At 64.0% G+C, this 21370-nt stretch carries 24 protein-coding genes; 17 read left to right on the forward strand and 7 right to left on the reverse strand.

Going from position 1 to position 21370, the window contains the following annotated elements:
• Positions 1-38 precede the first annotated feature (38 nt).
• Positions 39-215, forward strand: a complete 177-nt coding sequence (locus Q0L30_RS02695) for a hypothetical protein (protein WP_296650812.1) — start codon at positions 39-41, stop codon at positions 213-215.
• Between the two features lie 109 nt (positions 216-324).
• Here the strand turns inward: Q0L30_RS02695 and Q0L30_RS02700 are convergent, their stop codons facing one another.
• From Q0L30_RS02700 to Q0L30_RS02710, 3 genes are all read right to left on the reverse strand, one after another.
• On the reverse strand, positions 325-1443 hold the full coding sequence (locus tag Q0L30_RS02700; protein WP_296650814.1) for a phosphotransferase family protein: 1119 nt from the start codon (positions 1441-1443) through the stop codon (positions 325-327).
• A gap of 165 nt (positions 1444-1608) precedes the next feature.
• A complete protein-coding gene (locus Q0L30_RS02705) occupies positions 1609-1977 on the reverse strand; it encodes a hypothetical protein (protein WP_296650817.1) in 369 nt (122 codons plus the stop codon).
• Positions 1978-2141: 164 nt separating this feature from the next.
• Positions 2142-2429 carry a DUF4148 domain-containing protein gene (locus Q0L30_RS02710; RefSeq protein WP_296650819.1) on the reverse strand — a complete coding sequence of 96 codons (288 nt, stop codon included), beginning with the start codon at positions 2427-2429 and terminating at the stop codon, positions 2142-2144.
• Positions 2430-2951: 522 nt separating this feature from the next.
• Here Q0L30_RS02710 and Q0L30_RS02715 point away from each other — a divergent pair.
• From Q0L30_RS02715 to Q0L30_RS02755, 9 genes are all read left to right on the forward strand, one after another.
• Positions 2952-3629 carry a response regulator transcription factor gene (locus tag Q0L30_RS02715; RefSeq protein WP_296650822.1) on the forward strand — a complete coding sequence of 226 codons (678 nt, stop codon included), beginning with the start codon at positions 2952-2954 and terminating at the stop codon, positions 3627-3629.
• 31 nt (positions 3630-3660) lie between these two features.
• Positions 3661-6858, forward strand: a complete 3198-nt coding sequence (locus tag Q0L30_RS02720) for an efflux RND transporter permease subunit (RefSeq protein WP_296650824.1) — start codon at positions 3661-3663, stop codon at positions 6856-6858.
• Positions 6855-8087 (forward strand): efflux RND transporter periplasmic adaptor subunit, encoded by a 1233-nt coding sequence (locus tag Q0L30_RS02725; RefSeq protein ID WP_296650826.1) that lies wholly within the window; start codon positions 6855-6857, stop codon positions 8085-8087. The genes Q0L30_RS02720 and Q0L30_RS02725 overlap by 4 nt, the downstream gene beginning before the upstream one ends.
• The gene (locus tag Q0L30_RS02730; RefSeq protein ID WP_296650829.1) at positions 8084-9622 is read left to right on the forward strand and encodes an efflux transporter outer membrane subunit; all 1539 of its coding nucleotides are present in this window, start codon (positions 8084-8086) and stop codon (positions 9620-9622) included. The genes Q0L30_RS02725 and Q0L30_RS02730 overlap by 4 nt, the downstream gene beginning before the upstream one ends.
• A gap of 175 nt (positions 9623-9797) precedes the next feature.
• Positions 9798-11237 carry a HAMP domain-containing sensor histidine kinase gene (locus Q0L30_RS02735; RefSeq protein WP_296650883.1) on the forward strand — a complete coding sequence of 480 codons (1440 nt, stop codon included), beginning with the start codon at positions 9798-9800 and terminating at the stop codon, positions 11235-11237.
• 16 nt (positions 11238-11253) lie between these two features.
• Complete coding sequence (locus Q0L30_RS02740; RefSeq protein WP_296650832.1) at positions 11254-11925, forward strand: winged helix-turn-helix domain-containing protein; 672 nt, start codon at positions 11254-11256, stop codon at positions 11923-11925.
• Between the two features lie 159 nt (positions 11926-12084).
• Positions 12085-12768, forward strand: coding sequence for a response regulator transcription factor (locus Q0L30_RS02745; protein ID WP_296650835.1), 684 nt, complete (start codon positions 12085-12087; stop codon positions 12766-12768).
• A 9-nt stretch (positions 12769-12777) separates the two neighbouring features.
• Complete coding sequence (locus Q0L30_RS02750; protein WP_296650837.1) at positions 12778-14259, forward strand: HAMP domain-containing sensor histidine kinase; 1482 nt, start codon at positions 12778-12780, stop codon at positions 14257-14259.
• Positions 14256-14942, forward strand: a complete 687-nt coding sequence (locus Q0L30_RS02755) for a response regulator transcription factor (RefSeq protein WP_296650839.1) — start codon at positions 14256-14258, stop codon at positions 14940-14942. The genes Q0L30_RS02750 and Q0L30_RS02755 overlap by 4 nt, the downstream gene beginning before the upstream one ends.
• Before the next feature lie 97 nt (positions 14943-15039).
• On the opposite strand, the gene Q0L30_RS02760 is transcribed toward Q0L30_RS02755, so the two are convergent.
• Positions 15040-15966 carry a LysR family transcriptional regulator gene (locus Q0L30_RS02760; RefSeq protein WP_296650843.1) on the reverse strand — a complete coding sequence of 309 codons (927 nt, stop codon included), beginning with the start codon at positions 15964-15966 and terminating at the stop codon, positions 15040-15042.
• A gap of 318 nt (positions 15967-16284) precedes the next feature.
• On the reverse strand, positions 16285-17460 hold the full coding sequence (locus Q0L30_RS02765) for a porin (protein ID WP_296650846.1): 1176 nt from the start codon (positions 17458-17460) through the stop codon (positions 16285-16287).
• Between Q0L30_RS02765 and Q0L30_RS02770 the strand changes: the two genes are divergently transcribed.
• From Q0L30_RS02770 to Q0L30_RS02780, 3 genes are all read left to right on the forward strand, one after another.
• Positions 17459-17698, forward strand: a complete 240-nt coding sequence (locus Q0L30_RS02770; protein WP_296650848.1) for a hypothetical protein — start codon at positions 17459-17461, stop codon at positions 17696-17698. The two genes, Q0L30_RS02765 and Q0L30_RS02770, sit on opposite strands and share 2 nt — an antisense overlap.
• A 153-nt stretch (positions 17699-17851) precedes the next feature.
• Positions 17852-18256 (forward strand): hypothetical protein, encoded by a 405-nt coding sequence (locus tag Q0L30_RS02775; RefSeq protein ID WP_296650851.1) that lies wholly within the window; start codon positions 17852-17854, stop codon positions 18254-18256.
• Positions 18234-18452 carry a hypothetical protein gene (locus tag Q0L30_RS02780; RefSeq protein WP_296650852.1) on the forward strand — a complete coding sequence of 73 codons (219 nt, stop codon included), beginning with the start codon at positions 18234-18236 and terminating at the stop codon, positions 18450-18452. The genes Q0L30_RS02775 and Q0L30_RS02780 overlap by 23 nt, the downstream gene beginning before the upstream one ends.
• Positions 18453-18555: 103 nt before the next feature.
• On the opposite strand, the gene Q0L30_RS02785 is transcribed toward Q0L30_RS02780, so the two are convergent.
• On the reverse strand, positions 18556-18759 hold the full coding sequence (locus tag Q0L30_RS02785; protein WP_296650855.1) for a hypothetical protein: 204 nt from the start codon (positions 18757-18759) through the stop codon (positions 18556-18558).
• A 28-nt stretch (positions 18760-18787) separates the two neighbouring features.
• Between Q0L30_RS02785 and Q0L30_RS02790 the strand changes: the two genes are divergently transcribed.
• Positions 18788-19180, forward strand: coding sequence for a hypothetical protein (locus Q0L30_RS02790; protein WP_296650857.1), 393 nt, complete (start codon positions 18788-18790; stop codon positions 19178-19180).
• Positions 19181-19411: 231 nt separating this feature from the next.
• Here Q0L30_RS02790 and Q0L30_RS02795 read toward each other — a convergent pair whose 3' ends face one another.
• Complete coding sequence (locus Q0L30_RS02795) at positions 19412-19696, reverse strand: DUF1427 family protein (RefSeq protein ID WP_296650886.1); 285 nt, start codon at positions 19694-19696, stop codon at positions 19412-19414.
• 287 nt (positions 19697-19983) lie between these two features.
• Between Q0L30_RS02795 and Q0L30_RS02800 the strand changes: the two genes are divergently transcribed.
• From Q0L30_RS02800 to Q0L30_RS02810, 3 genes are all read left to right on the forward strand, one after another.
• Positions 19984-20670 (forward strand): hydrolase, encoded by a 687-nt coding sequence (locus tag Q0L30_RS02800; RefSeq protein ID WP_296650859.1) that lies wholly within the window; start codon positions 19984-19986, stop codon positions 20668-20670.
• 106 nt (positions 20671-20776) lie between these two features.
• Positions 20777-20944: a DUF1427 family protein gene (locus tag Q0L30_RS02805; RefSeq protein ID WP_296650862.1), complete on the forward strand. Its 168-nt coding sequence runs from the start codon at positions 20777-20779 to the stop codon at positions 20942-20944.
• A gap of 76 nt (positions 20945-21020) precedes the next feature.
• The coding region (locus Q0L30_RS02810; RefSeq protein ID WP_296650865.1) for an amidohydrolase family protein at positions 21021-21370 on the forward strand (350 nt) is incomplete at its 3' end.

Below are 21370 nucleotides of genomic sequence, written 5' to 3' on the forward strand. Positions count from 1 at the left end.
ACGACTCGGGGCATCCGCGAACGGAGAGAGAGGTTGAGATGGTGTACCTGATTACCGACCTGAAGATGGTCGAAAGCTACGGCCAGGTTAAGGCTGAAAGCGGCAAGGCTGCGCTGGAAGAGTTTGCGCACAGCAATGGCTTCCTCGATCTGATGGAGCTTACTTCCGCACAACCCGCGTTCGCCAGCGACTTGATCGCCGTTCAACTGCAATAAGGGGGCTGGCGCGGGCATGCCCGCGCAGCCACGCTATCTGGGCGGATATGCGGTCTGGCCCCGGCACGTCATCCCTTGCCTTGCTGCGCGTTCATCGTCGGATCAAACTTCACGACTCGATGCCGTACCGAAGCAACTCGTTCGCAATTTCCATCATGGCGTCTACCCGTTTCGATTCGACGATGTCGGCGCAACCCTTGATGTATTCCCGATTGATGCGCAATTCAAATTCGTCGAATGGTTGCGGGCGTTTCAGACCGCGCACGACCTCCGCCATCCGGTAGGAAAATGCCGCGCTGACAAGACTGCCACGGGAGGGGATCACTGCGCTGTACCCCTCGGCAAAACGCTCCATGTCCTCATACTGGCGAGCATGCTGCAGGAACTGGGCCACATCGGTCAGGGGTGATCCGACATGGAGGCACTCCCAATCAATAATGCCGGCGACTCGACCGGCTTCCGTCAACTGCACATTTTTTGCCTTGTAATCGCCGTGACAAAGCGCTTCCATATTCGTGTAGGGCAAGCATTGCTGCGCACTTGAACGCAACGCTCTCAAGATGGGCGCTTGCGCGCCCTCGCCGAGCAGATCGATTGCCTGACCGACAGCCGCAAACAGATTGTCGCCGAACGCCTCTGTTCCGTAGCCGAGGCTATAAATCTCGTCGCAATACAAGCTGCGCGGCAAGCCTTCCTGTTCGCCGAACTGAACACAGTGAATGCGTGCGAGAAGCCTTCCGCATTCGTAAAAGATTTCGCTAATGACGGGGTGTGAGTCCCCGACGTCTCGATTCAAACCCAGAAGCCAGCGGCGCATGTCCTGCGTGCCAACGGCTTCCATCACGATCCAGTACCGATTGTCATCGGTCACGCCCGAATGCAGTATCTGCGGTGCTGGAAAGTCCGCGGGCAAAAGCTCCCTCGCCAGAATTTCACGCTGTTGAAACCGGTCGCATTCTCCGAGGATTTTGAAGATATAAGTGCGGCCTCCGCACTCAATCTTGAATACCTCGTGTCTTGGGCCTTTGACTGTGCGAATGTCGGGTTCGCCTTCGTGTTTGAACAGCGTCCCGATCAATTCGAGGAGGTATTCCGGTGCAGCATGGTCGGTGGGGAGATTGCCGGTCATGATCGTGTGGTGGGGTGATGTGAGATTTGCGGCGACTCCGTCGCGCGTGAATGATTTGCAGTACGAAAAATCAGGCAGAAATGCAATCGCATCGATCATCGGGATGATCTCAACGCGAGCGGAGTGATTCTGGGGTGCTTCGAAGCAAATCGTACTGCTTCAAAAGGGAGGATTCTCGTTTCGATTAGTGAAACGGGAATGTACTTGAGATGAAACTCGGATGAAAGCTGCCGTCAAGCTGGTTCGACCTGGTCGAGTGCGCTGTCAGTTGCGCGTACCGTTGTTCTTCCACTCCGAAGGCGGCGTGGTGGCTTCCATGAACAGATCCATCTGCCCGGACGGCAGACCGAAACCGGTCCAGCCGAACCCGGAGTGGCGCAGGAACAGCAGCGCGCCGTCGAACAGCGGATGCTGGTGAACGTGCCACTCCGCATTCGTCTCCACCGCGTAGCGTTCCGCTTTGGACACCGTCTGCTCCGGTGCGGGCGTGAGGTCGGCTCGCAGGAGGCCGAGCGTCTCGATAAGCTCGTCCAGTTCTTCAGCCGTGAGCGCCGCGGTCCGGCCGTCGAGCGTCAGGAGCAGCGACGGCTTGCCGTATTCGTTGACCAGCTCCAGTTTGATTTGCTGTGTCATCAGCTTCTCTCTCTACCTCGGCGTCCGGTTCGCGTTCCGGCTGCGCGGCGCGGCAGCAATCCCGCATGTTCCCGCACGCTGTCTCGCGCCGGTGCTCAGACCGGTAGCGCGAAGATGAAGAAATATTTCATGCCGGAGCGCCGCCCATCGTGCGGCGGCAACGCTTAGGTCGACGAGCCCGGCGTCTGGTGCAGGCAGTCGCGGGTGTAATCGCTCTGAAGCAACTGCTCGGCGTGCTCGATGCCGGCGGGGTAGTCGTCGTTGTCGTCGCCCGGCGAGTAGCCCTCGCCTTCGACCAACGCGAGTTCGCGTTGAAGATCGTCGCGCGTCGGCTGGTGGCTATGGACGAACGGGTAGCCGTTGCATTGCTGCGGCGTCAGGTGTTCGGCGTGTGCGGAAAGGCTCGTGATACCGACGATCGAAATGGCGGCCAGCTTGAACCACGTTTTCATGTGTGCTCCTGCAATGAAGTTGAATGTCGCGCTCAGACCGGTCTTTGAGTCCGCACCATGCGAACGAGGCAAGTGAACCGGCAGCGAGGCGAGAATAGGCGACGGCAGGCGAGCGAGCCAGAGCGTGAGCATGAAAACTTCTTCATTGCGTTGCGAGCGCAGGCGTAAAAAAAATCCCCGACGCGCCAACGCGTCGGGGATTAACGCGTGGATAAAAGTCCCGGAGAACGTTCGAGACCGGCAGCAAGCTTAACCCGGAATGCGCGTGCGTTGCGCGCGTAATTGGGCAATTCAGTCTTTCGGCATTGTGCATTTCACGTAGAACGCACGCCTCGCTTCGCTTCGCAGCTAACATTAAAGACTCTTCATGTTTGTGGAGAGGACGGGTTAGTCGCGTTCGACGATCATCCGTCGCATTCCGACGAAACGATGCGCCATGAAACGTCTACAGATCGATTCCTCCCCGGGCCTGGCAGCAGGATTCGCACGCCGTCCGCACGCAGTGGTCCGCGAGGCGAGGTCATGACGCGCGTTCTCTCGGTCGACGACGACGAGCTCGTTGCGAAGGCCATCCGTTCGTCGCTCTGCGCCTTCGGGCACGAGGTGGACATCGCCACGACCGGGCGCGACGGGCTCGCGAAGGTGATGGCCGGCAGCTACGACGTGGTGACGCTCGACCGCGTGTTACCCGACCTCGATGGTCTTGCCGTGCTGTCGACCATGCGCAGCGTGGGCATCATGACGCCCGTGCTGCTCGTGAGTGCGATGTCGGCCATCGACGAGCGCGTGCGCAGCCTGCGCGCCGGTGGCGACGATTACCTGACGAAGCCGTTCTCGGCCGACGAGATGGCCGCGCGCGTAGACGTCCTGGCCCGTCGCGGCAGCGTTGCTTCCAGCGCCGCGCCGCGACTCGTGCTCGGCGCGCTCGAATGCGATCTGCTCGCGCATGCGGCGCGCTTTCACGGCCGTGCACTCGACATGCTGCCCACCGAGCAGCGGATTCTCGAATACATGATGCGTCACCCGGGCCAGGTGCTCACACGCACGATGATCTTCGAGGGCGTGTGGGGCTACCGCTTCGATCCCGGCACGAACGTGATCGATGTCCACGTCAGCCGCCTGCGCAACAAGCTCGCGCAGGCCGGCGCGTCGCCCGCCATCCGCACCGTGCGCGGCACCGGCTACATGCTGTCCGAATGACGCGCTCCGCGCGCAAGCTCCGCTTATTGAAATGAACGCCATTGTCCTGGTTGCACTGCGACGTCCGCTGACGTTCGTGGTGATGAGTCTCCTTATCGTGCTGTTCGGCGTCATGGCCGTGTTCCACATGCCGACCGATATCTTCCCGGCCATCCGGGTTCCGGTCGTGGCGGTTGTCTGGACATACAACGGTCTGTCTCCGCAGGACATGTCCGGGCGCGTCATCTACTACTACGAGCGCGCGCTGACCTCCACGGTCGAAAACATCGAGCACATCGAAAGCCAGTCGCTCTACGGGCGCGGGATCGTCAAGATCTTCTTCCAGCCGGGCACGAACGTCGCAGCGGCGCAGGCCCAGATCACGTCGATCTCGCAGACGGTGCTCAAGCAGATGCCGGCCGGCATCACGCCGCCGCAGGTGCTCTCGTACAACGCGTCGTCGGTGCCGGTGCTCGATCTGGAGGTGTCCGCCAAGGGCATGACGGCCTCGCAGGTCTACGACATGGCGTCGAACCTGATCCGGCCGCAACTCGTGGCGGTCCGGGGCGCGGCGATTCCGACGCCATACGGCGGTGCGTCGCTGAACGTCGAGATCGATCTCGACCAGAACAAGCTGCTCGTGCACGGGCTCAGCGCCTCCGATGTGGCCGCTGCGCTGCGCGCGCAGAACGTCGTGTTGCCGGCCGGCGACCAGAAGATCGGTGCGCTCGACTTCATGGTGCAGACCAACTCGAGCCCGATCGAAGTTGAGAAGTTCAACGACCTGCCGATCAAGACCATCAACGGCGCAACGGTGTATCTGCGCGACGTGGCCTACGTGCACCGTGGCTCGCCGCCGCAGACGAACGCCGTGCTCGTCAAGGGGCAGCAAGCCGTGCTGATCGAGGTGCTCAAGAGCGGCGACGCTTCGACGCTGTCGGTCGTCAACGGTGTGAAAAAGGCGCTGCCAGGCATCATGCGCACGCTGCCGCCCGGCGTGAAGATCAAGGTGCTCAACGACGCGTCGGGATTCGTGCGCGACTCGGTGGAAGAGGTCGTCCAGGAGATGGTCACGGCGGCCCTGCTCACGGGTCTGACGGTCCTGCTGTTTCTGGGCAGCTGGCGCTCGACGCTGATCGTCGCCACCTCGATTCCCCTCGCCATCCTCAGTTCGATTCTCGCGCTCTCCTGGCTCGGGCAGACGATCAACGTCATGACGCTCGGAGGACTCGCGCTCGCGGTCGGCATTCTCGTTGACGACGCAACCGTGATGATCGAGAACATCGACACCCACCTGGAAGCCGGTGCGCAACTGGAGGGCGGCATCATCGCCGCCGCGAACCAGATGGTCGTGCCGACCTTCGTCGCAACGCTCTGTATCTGCATCGTCTGGCTGCCGTTGTTCGAACTCGGCGGCGTAGCGGGTTATCTGTTCCTGCCGATGGCCGAAGCGATCATCTTTGCGATGGTGGCCTCGTTCATCTTGTCGCGCACGCTCGTGCCGACGATGGCGGCGTGGCTGCTCAAGGGGCAAGTCCGGGGGCACGAGCGCAGGCACGCAGCCGGGCACCACGGCCACGCGCTCGCGCACAGTACGGGCGGCAACCCGTTCACGCGCTTTCAGCGCGGCTTCGAGCAGCGTTTCGACCGCTTTCGCGCGCGCTATCGCGTCGTGCTGACCGCAGCCGTCGCGCGGCGGCGCGGGTTCGTCATCGCGTTCGCGGCGGCTGCGCTCGCATCGCTCGCGCTCATCGGCCAGCTCGGGCGAGATTTTTTCCCGGGGATCAAGTCCGGCGAAATCGACATGCACATGCGTGCCCCCATCGGCATGCGTCTGGAAGAAGCGTCGAAGCTCGCCGTGCTCGTGAACGGGGCGATACGCGAGATCCTGCCGGGCCAGGTCACGAATGTGCTCGATAACTGCGGCTTGCCCGCGAGCGGCATCAACGAGGCCTACAGCTCGTCCGGGACGATCGGGCCGCAGGATTGCGATATCACGATCAGCCTGAAAGACGAGCACTCGCCCGTCGACGACTACCGTTTTCAGCTGCGCCGCGAATTGCCGAAGCGCTTTCCCGGCACGACGTTTACGTTCCTGCCCGGCGACATCACCGCGAAGATTCTGAACTTCGGCTTGCCCGCGCCGATCGACGTGCAGATCGCCGGGCGCGGCCAGGTCGCGAACTTCAATTACGCACGCGAGCTCGCCGCGCGCCTGCGGCGCATTCCCGGCAGCGCCGACGTCAACATCCAGCAGGCGTTTTACGAGCCTACGCTGCATATCGACGCATCGCGCTCGTACGCCTCCGGCATCAACCTGACCGAGGCCAATATCGCCGACAACACGCTCGCGACGCTCTCCGGAAGCGGGCAGACGGCGCCGACCTACTGGCTCGACACGGCCAATGGCGTGTCCCACCTCGTCAACATGCAGACGCCGCAGACGCAGCTCAGCTCGATGAACGATCTCGAAACGATCCCGATCGACAGCGGCACGGGCGGCCCGAATGCGCCGCGCGCGCAGTTGCTCGGCGCGCTGAGCCGGATCACGCAGACCGGCACGCCGTTGCTCGCGTCGCACTACAGCATCCTGCCGGCCATCGACATCTTCGTGAGCAACCAGCGTCGCGACCTCGGCGCGGTCTACGACGATGTGGCCACAACGGTCGCGCAGATGCAGAAGGATCTGCCGCCCGGCGCGAGCATTCACCTGCGCGGCCAGGCGCGGACGATGTCGAGCGCCTACGTCGAGTTGATCGGCGGCCTCGCGCTCTCGATCCTGCTCGTCTATCTCGTCATCGTCGTCAATTTTCAGTCGTGGCTCGACCCGTTCATCATCATCACCGCGCTGCCGGCTGCGCTCGCGGGCATCGTCTGGAGCCTTTTTGTCACCGGCACGACGCTCTCGGTGCCTGCGCTCACGGGCGCAATCATGTGCATGGGCACGGCCACGGCTAATTCGATCCTCGTGGTGTCGTTCGCACGCGAACATCTGGAGCGCTACGGCAACGCCGTCGAAGCCGCCATCGAGGCCGGTTTCGGCCGCATCCGCCCCGTGCTGATGACGGCACTCGCCATGATGGTCGGCATGCTCCCGATGTCCTTCAGCAACACCCAGAACGCACCGCTCGGCCGCGCAGTCATCGGCGGGCTGCTGTTCGCCACGGTGGCGACGCTGCTGTTCGTCCCCTGTGTGTTCGCGCTGCTGCATCGCGACCGGGAGCAGCCCACAACGGAGAAGCAAGCATGAGCATCAACATCAACAGAGAGGCGCCGCTGCCTGCGCGCGTTCGTCCGCGCGCCTGGGTGCTCGTGGCCGCGCTCGCCGTCGCGGGCGTTGTCGCACTCGGCGTGATCCAGCGGCATCGCAACCTGACCGAGCTGACCCAGGTGGCGAACGAAGATGCGACGCCGATGGTGCAGGTGGTCTCGCCGAGCCCCGGCCCGGCCACGCGCACGCTGACGCTGCCCGGCAACATCCGCGCGTGGTATTCCGCGCCGATTTACGCGCAGGTGTCCGGTTACGTGCGCCGCTGGAACAAGGACTATGGCGCGACCGTGAAGGCGGGCGAGGTGCTCGCGACCATCGACGCGCCAGCCGTCGACGAGCAGTACCAGAGCGCGCAAGCCGATCTCGACGTGGCGCGCACGCGCTACAACCTCGCGCAACTGACGGCGCAGCGCTGGCTCGCGCTCGCCGGTACCCAGGCCGTCGCGCAACAGGACGTCGACGTCAAGGTCGCCGACGCCGCCGCGCAAAAAGCGCAGGTGCGCGCGGCCGAGCACGAAGTCGCGCGGTACCGCGTGCTCGAAGGCTTCAGGAATATCGTTGCGCCGTTCGACGGCGTCGTGACCGCGCGCAGCACTGACGTCGGCAACTACGTGAACGCCGCGGGCGTCGACGTGGGCTCGCGCGGCTCGGCCGACGAACTTTTCACCGTCGCGAATATTCACGAGATGCGCGTGTTCGTGTCGGTGCCGCAGGACTACGCCGCGATACTGAAGCCTGGGCTGACCGCGACGCTGTCGTTGCCGCAGTTCCCGGGCCGCGAATTCAAGGCGTCGTTCCAGACGACCGCCAACGCTTTCGACCCGCAGACGCGCACCGTGATCGCCGAGCTGCTCGTGCCGAATCCCGATCGCCTGATCTGGCCGGGCGCCTATGCGAGCGTGCATCTGAACGTTCCGCTCGACCGCGGCACGCTCGTCGTGCCCGAGCAGGCGCTGCTGTTCCGCGCCGAAGGGATGCAGGTGGCGGTTGTCGATGCCAATGACAAGGTGCATCTGCGCAACGTGAAGCTCGGCCTCAACTTCGGCAAGACGGTGCAGGTGCTCGAAGGTGTGAGTGCATCGGACCGGATTGTGATGAGTCCGTCGGCCGGTCTGCTCGACGGCCAGGCCGTGCATATCGAGCCGGGCGAGAACGGTGTGGCGGTCGCTTCCGCCGCGCCCGGCGGCCACTCGGAGGTGACGCGATGAGGGTGAGGCGCAGCGGCGCCTGCGACCGCCTCAGCCGCCTCGGTCGCCTCGGCGGCATGGCCGTGCTCGCGCTGACGATGCTCGTCTCCGGATGCAATCTCGCGCCCGTCTACCATCCGCCGGGCATGTTGTTGCCGCCGCAATATTCGGGCATGGGACCGTTCGTGAAGGCCGATCCGTCCGGCCCGCCGGAACAGGGCGCCTGGTGGAAGATTTTCGACGACGCGGAACTCGACACGCTGGAGCGCAAGCTTGACGCATCGAATCCCGATCTGAAAGCGGCCGTGCAGACGTATGCCCAGGCCCGCTACGAGGTGGCGGCGGCGCATGCGGGGCTGCTGCCCGAGCTGGGCATGAACGCCTTCACGAGCGAGAACCACGAATCGGCCCACACGCTGTTCCATAGCGGCACGGGACCTCGCCAGCAGATGTCGAACGGGTACGGGCTCGAAGCCTCGTGGGCGCTCGACTTCTGGGGCGAAGCCAGCAATCGCGTGCGTGAGGCGCAGAGCGGCGCGCAGCGTGCAGCGGCGCAGCTTGCGCTGGCGCGGCTCAGCCTCGAAACCGAACTCGCAAGCGACTACATGGCGATGCGCGGGCTCGATGCCGAGCACGCTGCCTATGGCCGGGCCATCGCGCTCTATCAAAACGCGCTGGAGATCACGCAAACGCGCTACGCGGGGCGGATTGCGGCAGGGCTCGACGTTGCGCGCGCACAGAACCAGTTGGCTTCCGCGAAGGCCGCCGACACCGAGGTGGTCTCACAGCGCCGCGTGCTCGAACACGCGGTGGCCGTGCTGGCCGGCGAGAACCCGATCGGCTTCCATCTGGCGAGCGAATCGGTCATGCATGTGGCCGTGCCCGTCGTGCCCGTGAGCATGCCATCGCTGCTGCTGCAGCGGCGGCCCGACATCGCGGCGGCCGAGCGCCGCATGGCCGCCGCGAATGCCGCAATCGGCATCGCGCGCGCCGCGTTCTATCCGAACGTTCGGCTGGCCGCGCAGGCGGGCTTCGAGGACACGGCGTGGGGTCTCGCTTCGCTGCCCAACACCCTCTGGGCAGTCGGCGCGTCCGTGATGCTGCCGCTCTTCGAGGGCGGCCTGCGGCACGCCCAGTTGCAGGCGAGCTGGGCGCGGTTCGCGCAGACGGGCGACCAGTACCGCGCGGTGGTGCTGCAGGCGTTCCGCGAAGTCGAGGACAACCTTGCGCTGACCGATGGTCTTGCGCAGGAGTCGCAGCAACAGGACGCGGCGCTTGCCGCGGCGAAACAGGTGCAGAAGCTCGCGCTGACGCTCTACACGGGCGGCATCGACAACTATCTGAACGTGACCGTCGCGCAGATCGCGGCGCTCAACGCGCAGATCGCCACCATCCAGTTGAAGACGCGCCGCCTGCAGACCTCGGTTGCGCTGATCGGCGCATTGGGCGGCGGCTGGAGCCGGGCGGACCTGCCGGACGAGGCGCAAACGATGCCGGGCCGCGACGATGTTGCCCGCACGCGCGAAGCCGCCGTGGCGGCAGGCGCGCAACTTTAGAAACTTAACGCTCTCTTAATGGAAATGATGTCGTTGCGCCGCAGCATGGAGGCTAAGATCGCTGCTCGTATGGAAGGATGGGCGAGAGGCGGGCTGAAAATGCGTGGGTATCGGACAGGGTCGACGTGTTCACCGGATTGACGCTCGCATGATGAATCTGTCCCGACCGCTGGCCATGCCCGTTGTGCACGCAAGGATTCGCGTCCCTGTTGCCGACCCGCGGCACGAGCGCTGGCGAAGCACCGTGTTCCGGTGGTTCATCGCCTACGCAGTGATTTTCTCCGTCGCATTCACGGCGCTGCTCGGGCTCATCGAGTATTCCGTCAACGCGGCGATGCAGCGCGAGACCGATAGCGGGCTGCGCTGGCAACTGCGCTATTTCGACGGCTACGCGAACGATGATCTCGCGACGTCGATCGACGCGCGCATCCGGCGCCAGCCGCACCAGCGCAACTACTACGGACTCTTCGCGCCCGACGGCCGCCGGCTCGCGGGCGACCTCCTCAGCGTTCCGCCCGCGCTCGTATTCGAGCGCTTCACCCATCCTCACGATCTGGAGCGAGGCAACACACTGTGGTTCGATGTCGGCGCATGGCGCGTGCGCGTGCGGGCGATGGGCGAAGTGCGCGCCGACGGCTCGCGGCTCGTCGTCGCGCGCACGCTCGACGATGTGCAGCGCGTGCGCGACGAGCTGCTGAAGGCGCTCGTGGTCGGCGGCTGTGCGTGCCTGCTTGGCGGCCTCGTCGTGGGGCTCTTGCTCAGCGTCCGGCAGATGCGGCGCGTCGCCGATATCCGGCGCGTGACCTCGCGCATCGCGGGCGGCGATCTCGCGCAGCGTCTGCCCGTGAGCGGGCGGGACGAATTCGACATGCTCGCGCGGCTCGTCAATCAGATGCTCGATGAGATCGAGCGGCTGATGGACGAAGTGAAGGGCGCGTGCGATGTCGTCGCGCACGACCTGCGCACGCCGCTCGTGCAGTTGAAGCTGCGTCTCGCGACGCTGGCCGAGTCGTTGCCGCACGCGGGCGCGGCCGAATCTGCGAGCGCCGCGAGCGTGCTGGCGGCTGCGCGCGACGACACCGATGTGATCCTCGGCCGCTTCGCCGCGTTGCTGCGCATCTCGGAGATCGGCTCGCTGCGGCGGCGCCGCGCGTTTTCATCCGTTGCGCTCGACGTGCTCGTCGCCGAACTGTGCGATCTCTACACGCCGCTCGCGGACGAGCGGCGCATTGCGTTCACGGTCAGCATCGAAAACGTCGGGGCTGTCTGGGCCGACCGCGCGCTGCTCTTCGAGGCGTTCACGAACCTGCTCGACAACGCGATCAAGTTCACGCCCGATGGCGGGCACGTCGGCGTGCGGCTGCACCAGCTCGAAGCGGGACCGCAATTCTCCGTCGTCGACTCGGGGCCCGGCATTCCCGAAGACGAGCGGCAGTGCGTGCTGACGCGCTACTACCGCGGCGAGCGCACGCGTCACGTGCCGGGCACGGGGCTCGGGCTCGGCATCGTCACCGCCGTCGTGCGGCTGCATGACTTCCGGCTCTCCATCGCGGACGCGGACGGCCCCGCATCGGGCGCGTTCATCCGCGTGGATTGCTGGCCGCACGATTCATGACGGACCCGGCCCACCGATGAGAATCCTGTTGAGCTGCGCGTCCGACGCGGAGCGGGTCTATCTTTGCAAGGCGCTGAGCGAAAGCCTGCACAGCGTCGAGGCGACCGACGATCTGCGCTTCGCGCATTACCTCGCCGCGCAGGAGCGGTTCGACGCGCTCGTGGTCTGCGTGGCAGGCGGACCGTCGCAGACCGATCTCGCAGCGGCGCTGCCGACGCTTGCGCGTCTGCCGGGCCGGCCTGCGCTCGTCGTCGTGCTGGACGCGGCCTCGCCCGCCGACTGCGCGAGACTGCTGCGCGCCGGGGCCGACGCCTGCTTTGTCGCGCCGTATTCGGTGATGGAGATCACCGAGCGCATGCGCGCACTCTCGCGCGCCGCGCCGGGCCGCGCGGGGCGCGGCGTGCGCGAAGTCCGCCTCGATCCGGCCACGCGCGAACTGGTGGAGGGCGCGCAACGGGTCGAGCTGACGCGGCGCGAATATCTCGTCGTCGAATGCCTGCTGCGCGAGGCGAATGCACCGATTGCCCGCGACTATCTGATTCGCTATGCCTGGCCCGAGAAGGAGGGCGTGGAGCCGTCGAGCCTGAACCTCGTGGTCCTGAGACTGCGGCGCAAGCTTGGCGCGTGCGGGGTGCGCACGAGCATCGAAACCGTGAGCCGCTATGGCTACCAGCTTTGCACCGGCTGAGCGCCGCACACTGCGTAGAGGACCGCGCGCCGCTTGCGGGGCTGCCATCGTAGGGAAAATGAAATTCTTTTCATGAAAATATCGGAAGTACGGCGCAAACGCGCCGGTAAAATTCCCCGCTTCTGAGCGATTCGCGCTCGCTGGCTGCCGGAGCCCCCCATGAACGAGGTACGCGTGCTGACCGTTGAAGACGACGCCATTACCGCGAACGAAATCATCGGCGAGCTGACTCAGCACGGTTTTCAGGTTAATTGGGTCGACAACGGCCGTGACGGCATGGCACATGCGCTGAGCGACCAGTACGACGTGATTACGCTCGACCGCATGCTGCCCGGCGTCGACGGCCTCTCGATCCTGACCGCCATGCGCACGGTCGGCGTGCAGACACCCGTGCTGATGCTGAGCGCGCTCGGCGACGTCGACGAGCGCGTGCGCGGCCTGCGCGCGGGCGGCGACGACTATCTGACCAAGCCCTTTGATCCCGACGAGCTCACGGCGCGCCTCGAAGTGCTGCTGCGCCGGCGGCAATCCACGGGCGCGACGCCCGAGACCGTGCTGCACGTGCGCGATCTCGAGATCGATCTCATTTCCAGACGGGTCAGCCGGGGCGGCGAAGACATTGCGCTGCTGCCCACCGAGTTCAAGGTGCTCGAATTCATGATGCGCCACGCGGGCAAGACCATCACGCGCACGATGCTGTTCGAGGCCGTGTGGGGTTACCACTTCGATCCGGGCACGAATCTGATCGATGTCCACATGGGGCGCCTGCGCAAGAAAATCGATCCGCCGGGTGTGGAACCGATGATCCAGACCGTCCGCGGTTCCGGCTACATGCTTGGCTAGGAGGACGCAGTGAGTCTTTCCACGCCGGAGGCACACGATCCGGCCGGCCACCGCTGGCATACGGCCACGGTGCGCTGGCTCTACGTATTCACCGCGCTGTTCGGAATCGTGCTGACGCTGCTCGTCGGCGTCATCTCGTGGGTGGCGACGGGCTCGATCGAGCGCGACACCGACGCGATTCTCAACTGGCAGCTCAACTATTTCGGTTCCGTGCCCGATGGCCAGCTCGCCGGTGTGATCACCTATCGCCTCGAATACGGGCACAGGCATTCGAACTACTACGGGCTCTTCGACAGTGCGGGCCGGCATATCGCGGGCGACGTTGCCGTGTTGCCGTCGTACGGCGTCACAGACGGCACCGTCCGCACCGGCGTCACGCTCAGGCATACGCTGCTGCTGCTCGATGGCGTACGCTCGCCGATCGTCCGGTCGATGACGGAGAAGCGGCCGGATGGCCGGCAACTCGTCGTCGCGCGCGACATGACGAGCGTCCTGCTGATCCGCGAGATCGTGATCCGGTCGCTCATGGCGGGCGGCGGCATTGCGGTGCTGCTCGTCATCGCCAGTTCGCTCGTGCTGGGCGTGCGGCAAATCCGGCGCGTGTACGAAATGCGCCGCGTGACGCTCTGCATCGCGCAGGGCGACCTCGCGCAGCGCCTGCCCGTTGGCGGCGGCAGCGACGAACTCGACATGCTCGCGCATCTGGTGAACCACATGCTCGACGAGATCGAGCGCCTGATGGGCGAGGTCAAGGGCGCCTGCGACGGTATCGCGCACGACCTGCGCACGCCGCTCGCGCGCCTGCATACCGTGCTCGGGCGCGTCGCCGCGCTCGAATCCGTGCGCACCGACGAAGCGGGCACGGCGCTGGTCGAATGCGCACGCGCGGAGACGGACCGCCTGCTCGAACGGTTTCGCGCCATGCTGCGGATTTCGGAAATCGGCACGCTGCAGCGTCGCGGCGGTTTCGGGTTCATCGATCTGGCGGAGCTCGTGCAGGAACTCGCGGAACTCTACGAGCCGCTCGCCGAAAGCCGCGCGCTGAAGTGGCGCGCACAGATCGATGAGGCCGCACCGATTCACGGCGACCGCGCGCTGCTGTTCGAGGCGTTCAGCAACCTGATCGACAATGCGATCAAGTTCGCGCCGTGGGGCGGCAGCGTGAGCGTGGCGTTGCGCGCGACGGCGCATGGCGCGGTGGTCGAGATCGCCGATAACGGTCCCGGCATTCCGGATGTGGAGCGGGCCGCGGTATTGCAGCGCTTTTATCGCGGCAGCGCCGCACGCCAGGTGCCCGGTTCGGGACTCGGGCTCAGCATGGTCGCGGCGGTGCTGAGGTTGCACGATTTCCGGCTTCGCATCGAAGACGCGAACGGCAAACTGAATGACAGCGCGAACCACACTGCAGACGAAAGCGCGGAATCGGGTGCACGCATCAGCGTCGAGTGCTGGCCGGGCGCGCTCGTGGTGAATGAGCCGGGTGCACGATGAGGATCCTGTTAGTGTCGCCGCCACGCACCCAGGGTGCGTGGATTGCCCGTTCGCTTCACGAGCACGCGCATAGCCTCAAGGAAGTGCCCGCTATCGACGACGGTATTTTCTGGGCAGGCGAGGAAACGTTCGACGCAGCGATTCTGGTTGCTTCGCATGAGCAGCCGATGTCGGCGCTCTGCGGTGCGCTGCCGCGTCTCGCGCACAGCATGGCGGGCCGCGCCATCCTGGCCGTGCTCGACCGCCAGGCCGGCTCGCCGGACCGGTCGGCTGCGTTGCGAGCCGGTGCGGACGCCTGCCTCTGCACGCCGGTTTCGTCGATCGAATTGCACGAGCGATTGATCGCATTCCAGAGGACTGCGCGATATGCGGGCGCGAGTGCGCGTACGGCACAGACGGCTGACGACGCACTCGCGAGCCGGATGCTCGACGATGCGCAGCGCGCGGGACTGACGCGCCGCGAATTTCTGCTGCTGAAGTGCTTGCTGCGTCAGGCCAATCACCCTGTCGCACGCGACGACATGATTCGTTACGTGTGGTCCGGGCGCGAGGATGTCGATCCGTCGACGATCAACCGCGCGGTTTCGCGGCTGCGGAGCAAGCTCGGGCAGCGCAGCTGCGTCGCGCGCATCGAGACGATCGCGGGCTACGGCTATCGGCTCCGCACGCACGGCGCGGCCTAACTGCAACATGAGCGCAACATGAGTGCGGCACGAGCGCGATGGCCGGAATCGCACGACCGGCGCGCGCTCATAGTGCGATTCGTTGTTCAGGAGAGGATCAGGCGGCGTTGCGCAGCCCGTTTGACGCCTGCGCCGTATCCGTTCTGAAGTACTCGACGGCGAAGTCGATAAAGCTGCGCACCTTCATCGTCAGATAGTTGCGGCCCGGGTACACGATCGAGATCTGCAGCCGCCCGCCGTTGACGTCATGGCGTTCGAGCACGCGCCGCAGCGCGCCGCTCTCGATATCCTGCTCGACAAGCTTCGCCGGTAATAGCGCGATGCCCATGTCCGCCAGCGCCGCCGCGCGCGCCATTGCGTAGTTGCTCGTGGTGAGCGGCCCGTTCACGGTGATGCGCTGGATGTTGCGATCGATGCCGAATTCCCAGATGCGCGGCCCGTCCGCGAGCGCGATCAGTTCGTGCGCCGAAAGATCGGATGGCTTCTGAAGCTGGCCATGCGCGGCCAGATAGGCGGGCGAGGCGACCGCGATTTCCTGCTCCGACGTGAGGCTTCGGCTCACGAGCGAAGCGCTGGCCGGATGCCTGCTGGTCGCGAAGCAGATGTCGTAGCCGCCGTCGATCAGGTTGATCGGCGCATCGTAGACGGTGACCGCGAAATCGACGCGCGGGTTGCGCTCGCGGTACTCGCGGAACAGGCCCGCCAGATCGCCGCCGGCGAATACGGCAGGAGCCGCGATGCGCAGCACGCCGATCGGCGCGCGCGTGGCGCGGACGAGATCGGACTCCACTTCGTCGAGCTTCTCGACGACAGCACGGCATCCCTCAAGATAGAGCTGCCCCGCTTCAGTGAGCGAGATGCTGCGTGTGGAGCGATTCAGGAGCCGCATGCCGAGATGCGCTTCGAGCATGCCGATGCTGCGCGTGACCGCCGGCCCCGACATGCCGAGTTGCTTCGCGGTCAGATTGAAACCGCCCAGATCGACAATGCGGATGAACACCCGCATGGCTTGCAGTTGATTCATTCACGATTCCGTTTTGACCCGGGGAGATGCCGCATCGGCTCGTCCGGGTTTTCCGATTTCCAAATACGTGAGCATTATCGAAGCGGCTCGAAGCGCGTTGTTTTAAGAAGCGCTAGGAAGAAGATGAAACGAAGTTTAGGAAAATAAACGAAGCGCAAAGACGCGCGGGCTGCGGGCAACGCCACAAACGATGTGGAGGCGCAAAGCGAAGGAGCAAAAAAAACGCCGCGGACATGACGTGCGCGGCGGGGCCGAATCCGGCCCGCAGGCCGGAGACAGGGGAGGGGTCGTCGCGAGGCGACGACCGGTCAGAACCGGTCAGAAGCGGTGGCGGATACCGACCATGACCATGCCCTGGCGGTCGTTGCTCGCGTCGTTGCCGAAGTCGCCCATCGACGCAACAGCCGTGGACAGGACGCCGCTCGTGTTGAACGTGTTGCCCGAAGCCTTCTGGTAGCCGCCGAGCGCATAGATGTCCGTGCGCTTCGACAGCGAGTAGATCGCGCCGAGGCTGACCTGGTTGTACGTAACGTCCACGCCGTTGCCGCCGCCCTTCGTGTAGTTGTAGCCGACGCCAACCACCATTGCCGGCAGGAGCTGGTAGTTCACGTAGGCTTGCCCGGTGTTGAACTCCGTGCGGTTGTTCGAGCCGGACGTTGCAGTCTGGTAATTCTGGTACTGGACGTTGCTGTACGAAATGCCGGTCGTGACGGGGCCGATCGCGTAGCTGCCTGCCGCACGCACGATCTGCAGCGAGTTGGCCGACACGAAGCCGCCCGAGATGCCCGGGGAGTCGTCGACAACGCCGCCGGTCGTCGGGCTCTGGAGGCCGTCGAACGAGGACACGGTGCCGTTGCCGCTCGTCGCGCGGAAATAGCCTGCGGCGAGGCCGATCGGGCCGTTGTTGTACGACACGGCTGCTGCGTAGGTCTGGCCTGCGCTCATGCTGCCGGCCGCGCCGCCGAAGCCGTACATGGCCGACACCTTGAAGCCCGAGATATCGGGGCTCATGTACTTGATCGCGTTGCTGGTGCGGAAGCTGTTGTCATAGTTGTCGATGTCGCCAGGCGTGGCGAACGTCGAAGCGAAGACGTCGTCATTCGTGAGCGGCTGGATCAGATCGATCAGCGGATCGTACTGGCGGCCGAGCGTCACCGTGCCCATGTTGTTCGACTGCAGGCCGACGTAGGCTTGACGGCCGAACAGGCGCCCACCCTGGTTCGAATTACCCGTGTTGACGTCAAAACCGCTCTCGATCCGGAAGATCGCGTGCAGGCCGTTGCCGAGATCCTCGTTACCCTTGAGGCCCCAGAGGTTCGGCGAGACGTTGCCGGCCGACATCTTGACCAGATTGCCCGAGCCGTTGGCGCCCTTGACGTTGCTGAACCAGGCGACGGCGTTGTCGAGCGTGCCGTAAAGCGTGACGCTGCTTTGCGCATGAGCGGCGGTGGCGAAAGTCGCCAGCGCTGCGGTTGCGATCAGGAGTTTTTTCATGGACGTTTTATTGATGAACATTTATGTCGTCTATCTCCGGTCTCCAGCGAAGCTGGAATGCCGGTCCGGATTGAATGGGCCTCACCATGGGTGGAATGGCATGGGCCGTGAGACCAATCAATTCGCGGCGATTATGCAAAAGGCCGGAAAGTCCAAATTGCAAAAAACTAAAACTCTGAATTTCAGAATGCCGTTGGCCCCGCGAGCCCTGTCGGAAGGGCGTCGCAAGGCCGGCTGATGATCGTGGCGTTGTTTTTACGTCAGCGAAAAACAACGCGCGGCGCGCATCGGAAGATGATGCGCATGCCCGTGGCCGCGATGTGGCTGGTCGACTGGCTGGACCGGTTTTGATGATTGAGTGTTGGCCGGAACCGAATAAATATTTGTTCATGTGTACGTCGATACCGGTACAGGCGCGCGCCGTTATCGTAGCTTCGCCTCCTGGCTCGTTATCGCTTCGTCATGCGCGATCAAATGTGATCAAACGCGAAAAGCGGCGGCCATGTGGATCGTGAAGGACTTATCGAAGCGGAGATTGAAGATGAAGAAACGGGTGCAATGGACTGCTGCGCTCGGCGCGGCGCTACTTGCATGCGGGGTCGCGCATGCACAGGACGCGCCAGCGGCGGCGACGCCGGAGCAACAGTTCGCTGCGAGTCCTGCTCAGACCGGGCAGGCCGTCGCGACTGCAAACACGCGCGGCAAGACACGGCAGCAGGTCAAGAACGAGTACATCGAAGCTGTTCGCAGCGGCGAACTAAAGGAACTGAATCGTGAGTTTTATTCGCATCACTAAAAGCACACGGCAGAAAGCCATGTCGAATCGCCATAATGAGCAACCGCGCAAGCGCCGCAATTGGACGCGTTTCGCGCTCGGTGCAGCGCTGACGTTCGCGCTGGCCGGCTGCGCCGGCCTGCATGGACAGCCCGACGGGCCGGACGGCTGCGTTGGCCCGGCTGGTTTTTGTCAGCCGTATTTCGGCGCGGGCTGATGAAAGCAGTAGAGAAAGCGGTAAAGGTGTCGCAACAAAAGAGCCCTCGACACCGGCGGGTGTCGGGGGCGCAATGAGCGTCTGCGAATGACCCATTCTGTTTTTAGCGCGGTGCGCAGATGGTAGCGAGGCCAACGATCGCGGCCACGCCAGAATGCTGAAATTCGGAGTTGAGCTTGCCTTCGGGTGGCATTGCACGTGGCATTTTCAGCGACGTGAAGGATTTTTCATCGAGGCGAAATTGAAGGCACGACCGGACGGTGCCACGATTGTCGTCAGGAGCGGTTTTTCCGGCGAAACGGGACACGACGCGAACAGCGCGTTGGGGAGTGAAGATGCGCGAACAATGTGGGCTGCAAGTCGGGCGCGTAGAGCGTGAAGGCAAGGCGGCCTTGCTGATCGAGTGCGGCGGGGCCTCGACGATACTCGACGGCGCGCAGGCCGAGGCGCTGATTCAGAAACTGGCGCTCTACCGGTCGGCAATGAAACCGCCCGCCGCGCAGCAGCTTTCGCGCACGCACAACTATCACATCACCCTCCAGCCGCTCTGGTTCGCGGAGCCCAACCTGACAATCGACGGCATCGTGCTGTTGTTGCGCCACGGCGGATTAGGCTGGATCGGATTCTCGTTCGACCGTGCGGTGCTCAAACGCATGCGCCGCGACCTGAGTCGCGCCACCGCCGCATCGCGTCGCGTTCGGCTGGCGGAGTCGCTGGCGACCCAATAGCGGTTCAGCTTTACGGCTCTTACCGCGGCTCTTACCGCGCCTCTTACTGCGCCTCTTACTGCGCCTCTTATCGATTACCCCCGGCACCTTCCCTGAGGTCCGGGCAGTCCGGCTTTCGCACGCGGCAGCCATCTTCTCGCGCGAACCCGCCACAACATTCCGCCCGATCAAACGCTCGCCCGGCACATGCGCGCCGCCGGGCAGCATATGCAGGATCCGTGAGAGCTCACATCACGATCGATGCGGGTTCTTTGTGGGCGCATCGGGTGCATTGGGCCGTTGAGCGCCCGGTAGCGCACCGAACATATGCTGGCCGGATTTCGCTTCGCGCCATGCGGCCTTCAGCCTGAGACCCGACAGTACATGACGCGCGATGGGCAATATCTGCTCGCCCGCCAGCATGCCGAGCAGGCCCGCCAGCGCAATTGCAGGCGGAGCCGGAGATTGCACGCCGATCGTGTAGTAGACGACGCCGGCGAGGATGCCGGCGAGTAGCGAAAATGCATACGATTTCATGAAACGAATCTCGTCGACAATTTGCTGGTATCGCGAACCGGACCGCGAATTTTTTAAAGCGTATCGGGTTTGATACAACAAGAAAAGGCTGAATGTGCGGTAAGAATAGTGATTTGACATTCAACTTTCGGCGTTGCTCGAACGCTATTTATTTGTCGTTCTCTTTTTTTGATTTACATGTTAAATAGCGCGGGCTGGACGGCGAGTTGCCAGCCCATCCTCTATTCCACCCATTCCGGTTATTCCGGTCTGGTGGCTCTTTCTACGCATCAAACATCAGGTGCGCCATGACCAATCCGAAGCTCGAATTAATTACCCCGCAAAACAGCCAGCTGATTTTTATCGATCAGCAGCCGCAGATGGCGTTCGGTGTTCAGTCGATCGATCGGCAGGTGCTGAAGAACAACGTCGTCGGGCTGGCCAAGGCGGCCAAGGTGTTCGAGATTCCCACCACGATCACGACAGTCGAATCGACGAGCTTCTCGGGATTCACGTATCCGGAATTGCTCGATGTGTTCCCGGGTAAAAAGCTGCTCGAGCGTACCTCGATGAACTCATGGGACGACCAGAAGGTTCGCGACGCGCTTGCCGCGAACAACCGCAAGAAGGTGATCGTGGCGGGCCTGTGGACCGAAGTCTGCAATACCACCTTTGCGCTGTGCGCGATGCTCGAAGGCGGCTACGAGATTTATATGGTGGCCGACGCATCGGGCGGTACGTCGAAGGAGGCGCATGACTACGCGATGCAGCGCATGATCCAGGCGGGCGTCGTGCCGGTCACCTGGCAGCAGGTCCTGCTCGAATGGCAGCGCGACTGGGCTCGCCGCGAAACCTACGATGCGGTGATGGCGATCGCGCGGGAGCACTCGGGCGCATACGGCATGGGCATCGACTACGCCTACACGATGGTTCATAAGGCGCCCCAGCGTGCGGCGAAGCTGGGCGAGGTGCTGCCTGCCGTTGCAGCGCATTGATCGTTATCGTCGCGATTCCCGAAGCTGATCGCGTGAAGCCGATGCGCCGCTTTCCCCACGGAGGCGTCGCACCGGCCAGTCGTAAACCTTCGGAGCGACTGATTGCATGGAACCGTATCTGGTGTCACTGGCCGCAGGCGTGCTGATCGGCGTGATCTACAGCGTGATCAAGGTCCGCTCGCCCGCACCGCCGCTGGTTGCTCTCGTCGGCCTGTTCGGCATGACGATAGGCATGCAGGCCATTCCGTGGCTGAAACCCTTCTTGGGCCTTTAATGCGCGGCCTTTAGTTCGGTTATCAAGCAACGCAAGCGCGAATTGATTTCGAAGTCAACGAAGTGAGGACAATCACATGAGTGCGACCGCAGCCCAACCCGATCTGATTCTGTATAACGGACGGTTCACCACATTGGACCGCTCGAATCCGGGTGCCACTGCGGTGGCGATTGCCGATGGCCGCTTCGTCGCGGTCGGCAGCGATGCCGATATCGTGCCGCTCGCGGGCGGCGCGACGAAGCGCATCGATCTCGGCGGCCGGTCTGTTTTACCCGGCCTGATCGACAATCACCTGCATCTGATCCGTGGCGGCCTGAACTACAACATGGAACTGCGGTGGGATGGCGTGCGCTCGCTCGCCGTCGCCATGGAAATGCTCAAGCAGCAGGTCGCGATCACGCCCGCACCGCAATGGGTGCGCGTGGT

This window comes from Paraburkholderia sp., from assembly GCF_024281035.1.
GTDB lineage: Bacteria > Pseudomonadota > Gammaproteobacteria > Burkholderiales > Burkholderiaceae > Paraburkholderia.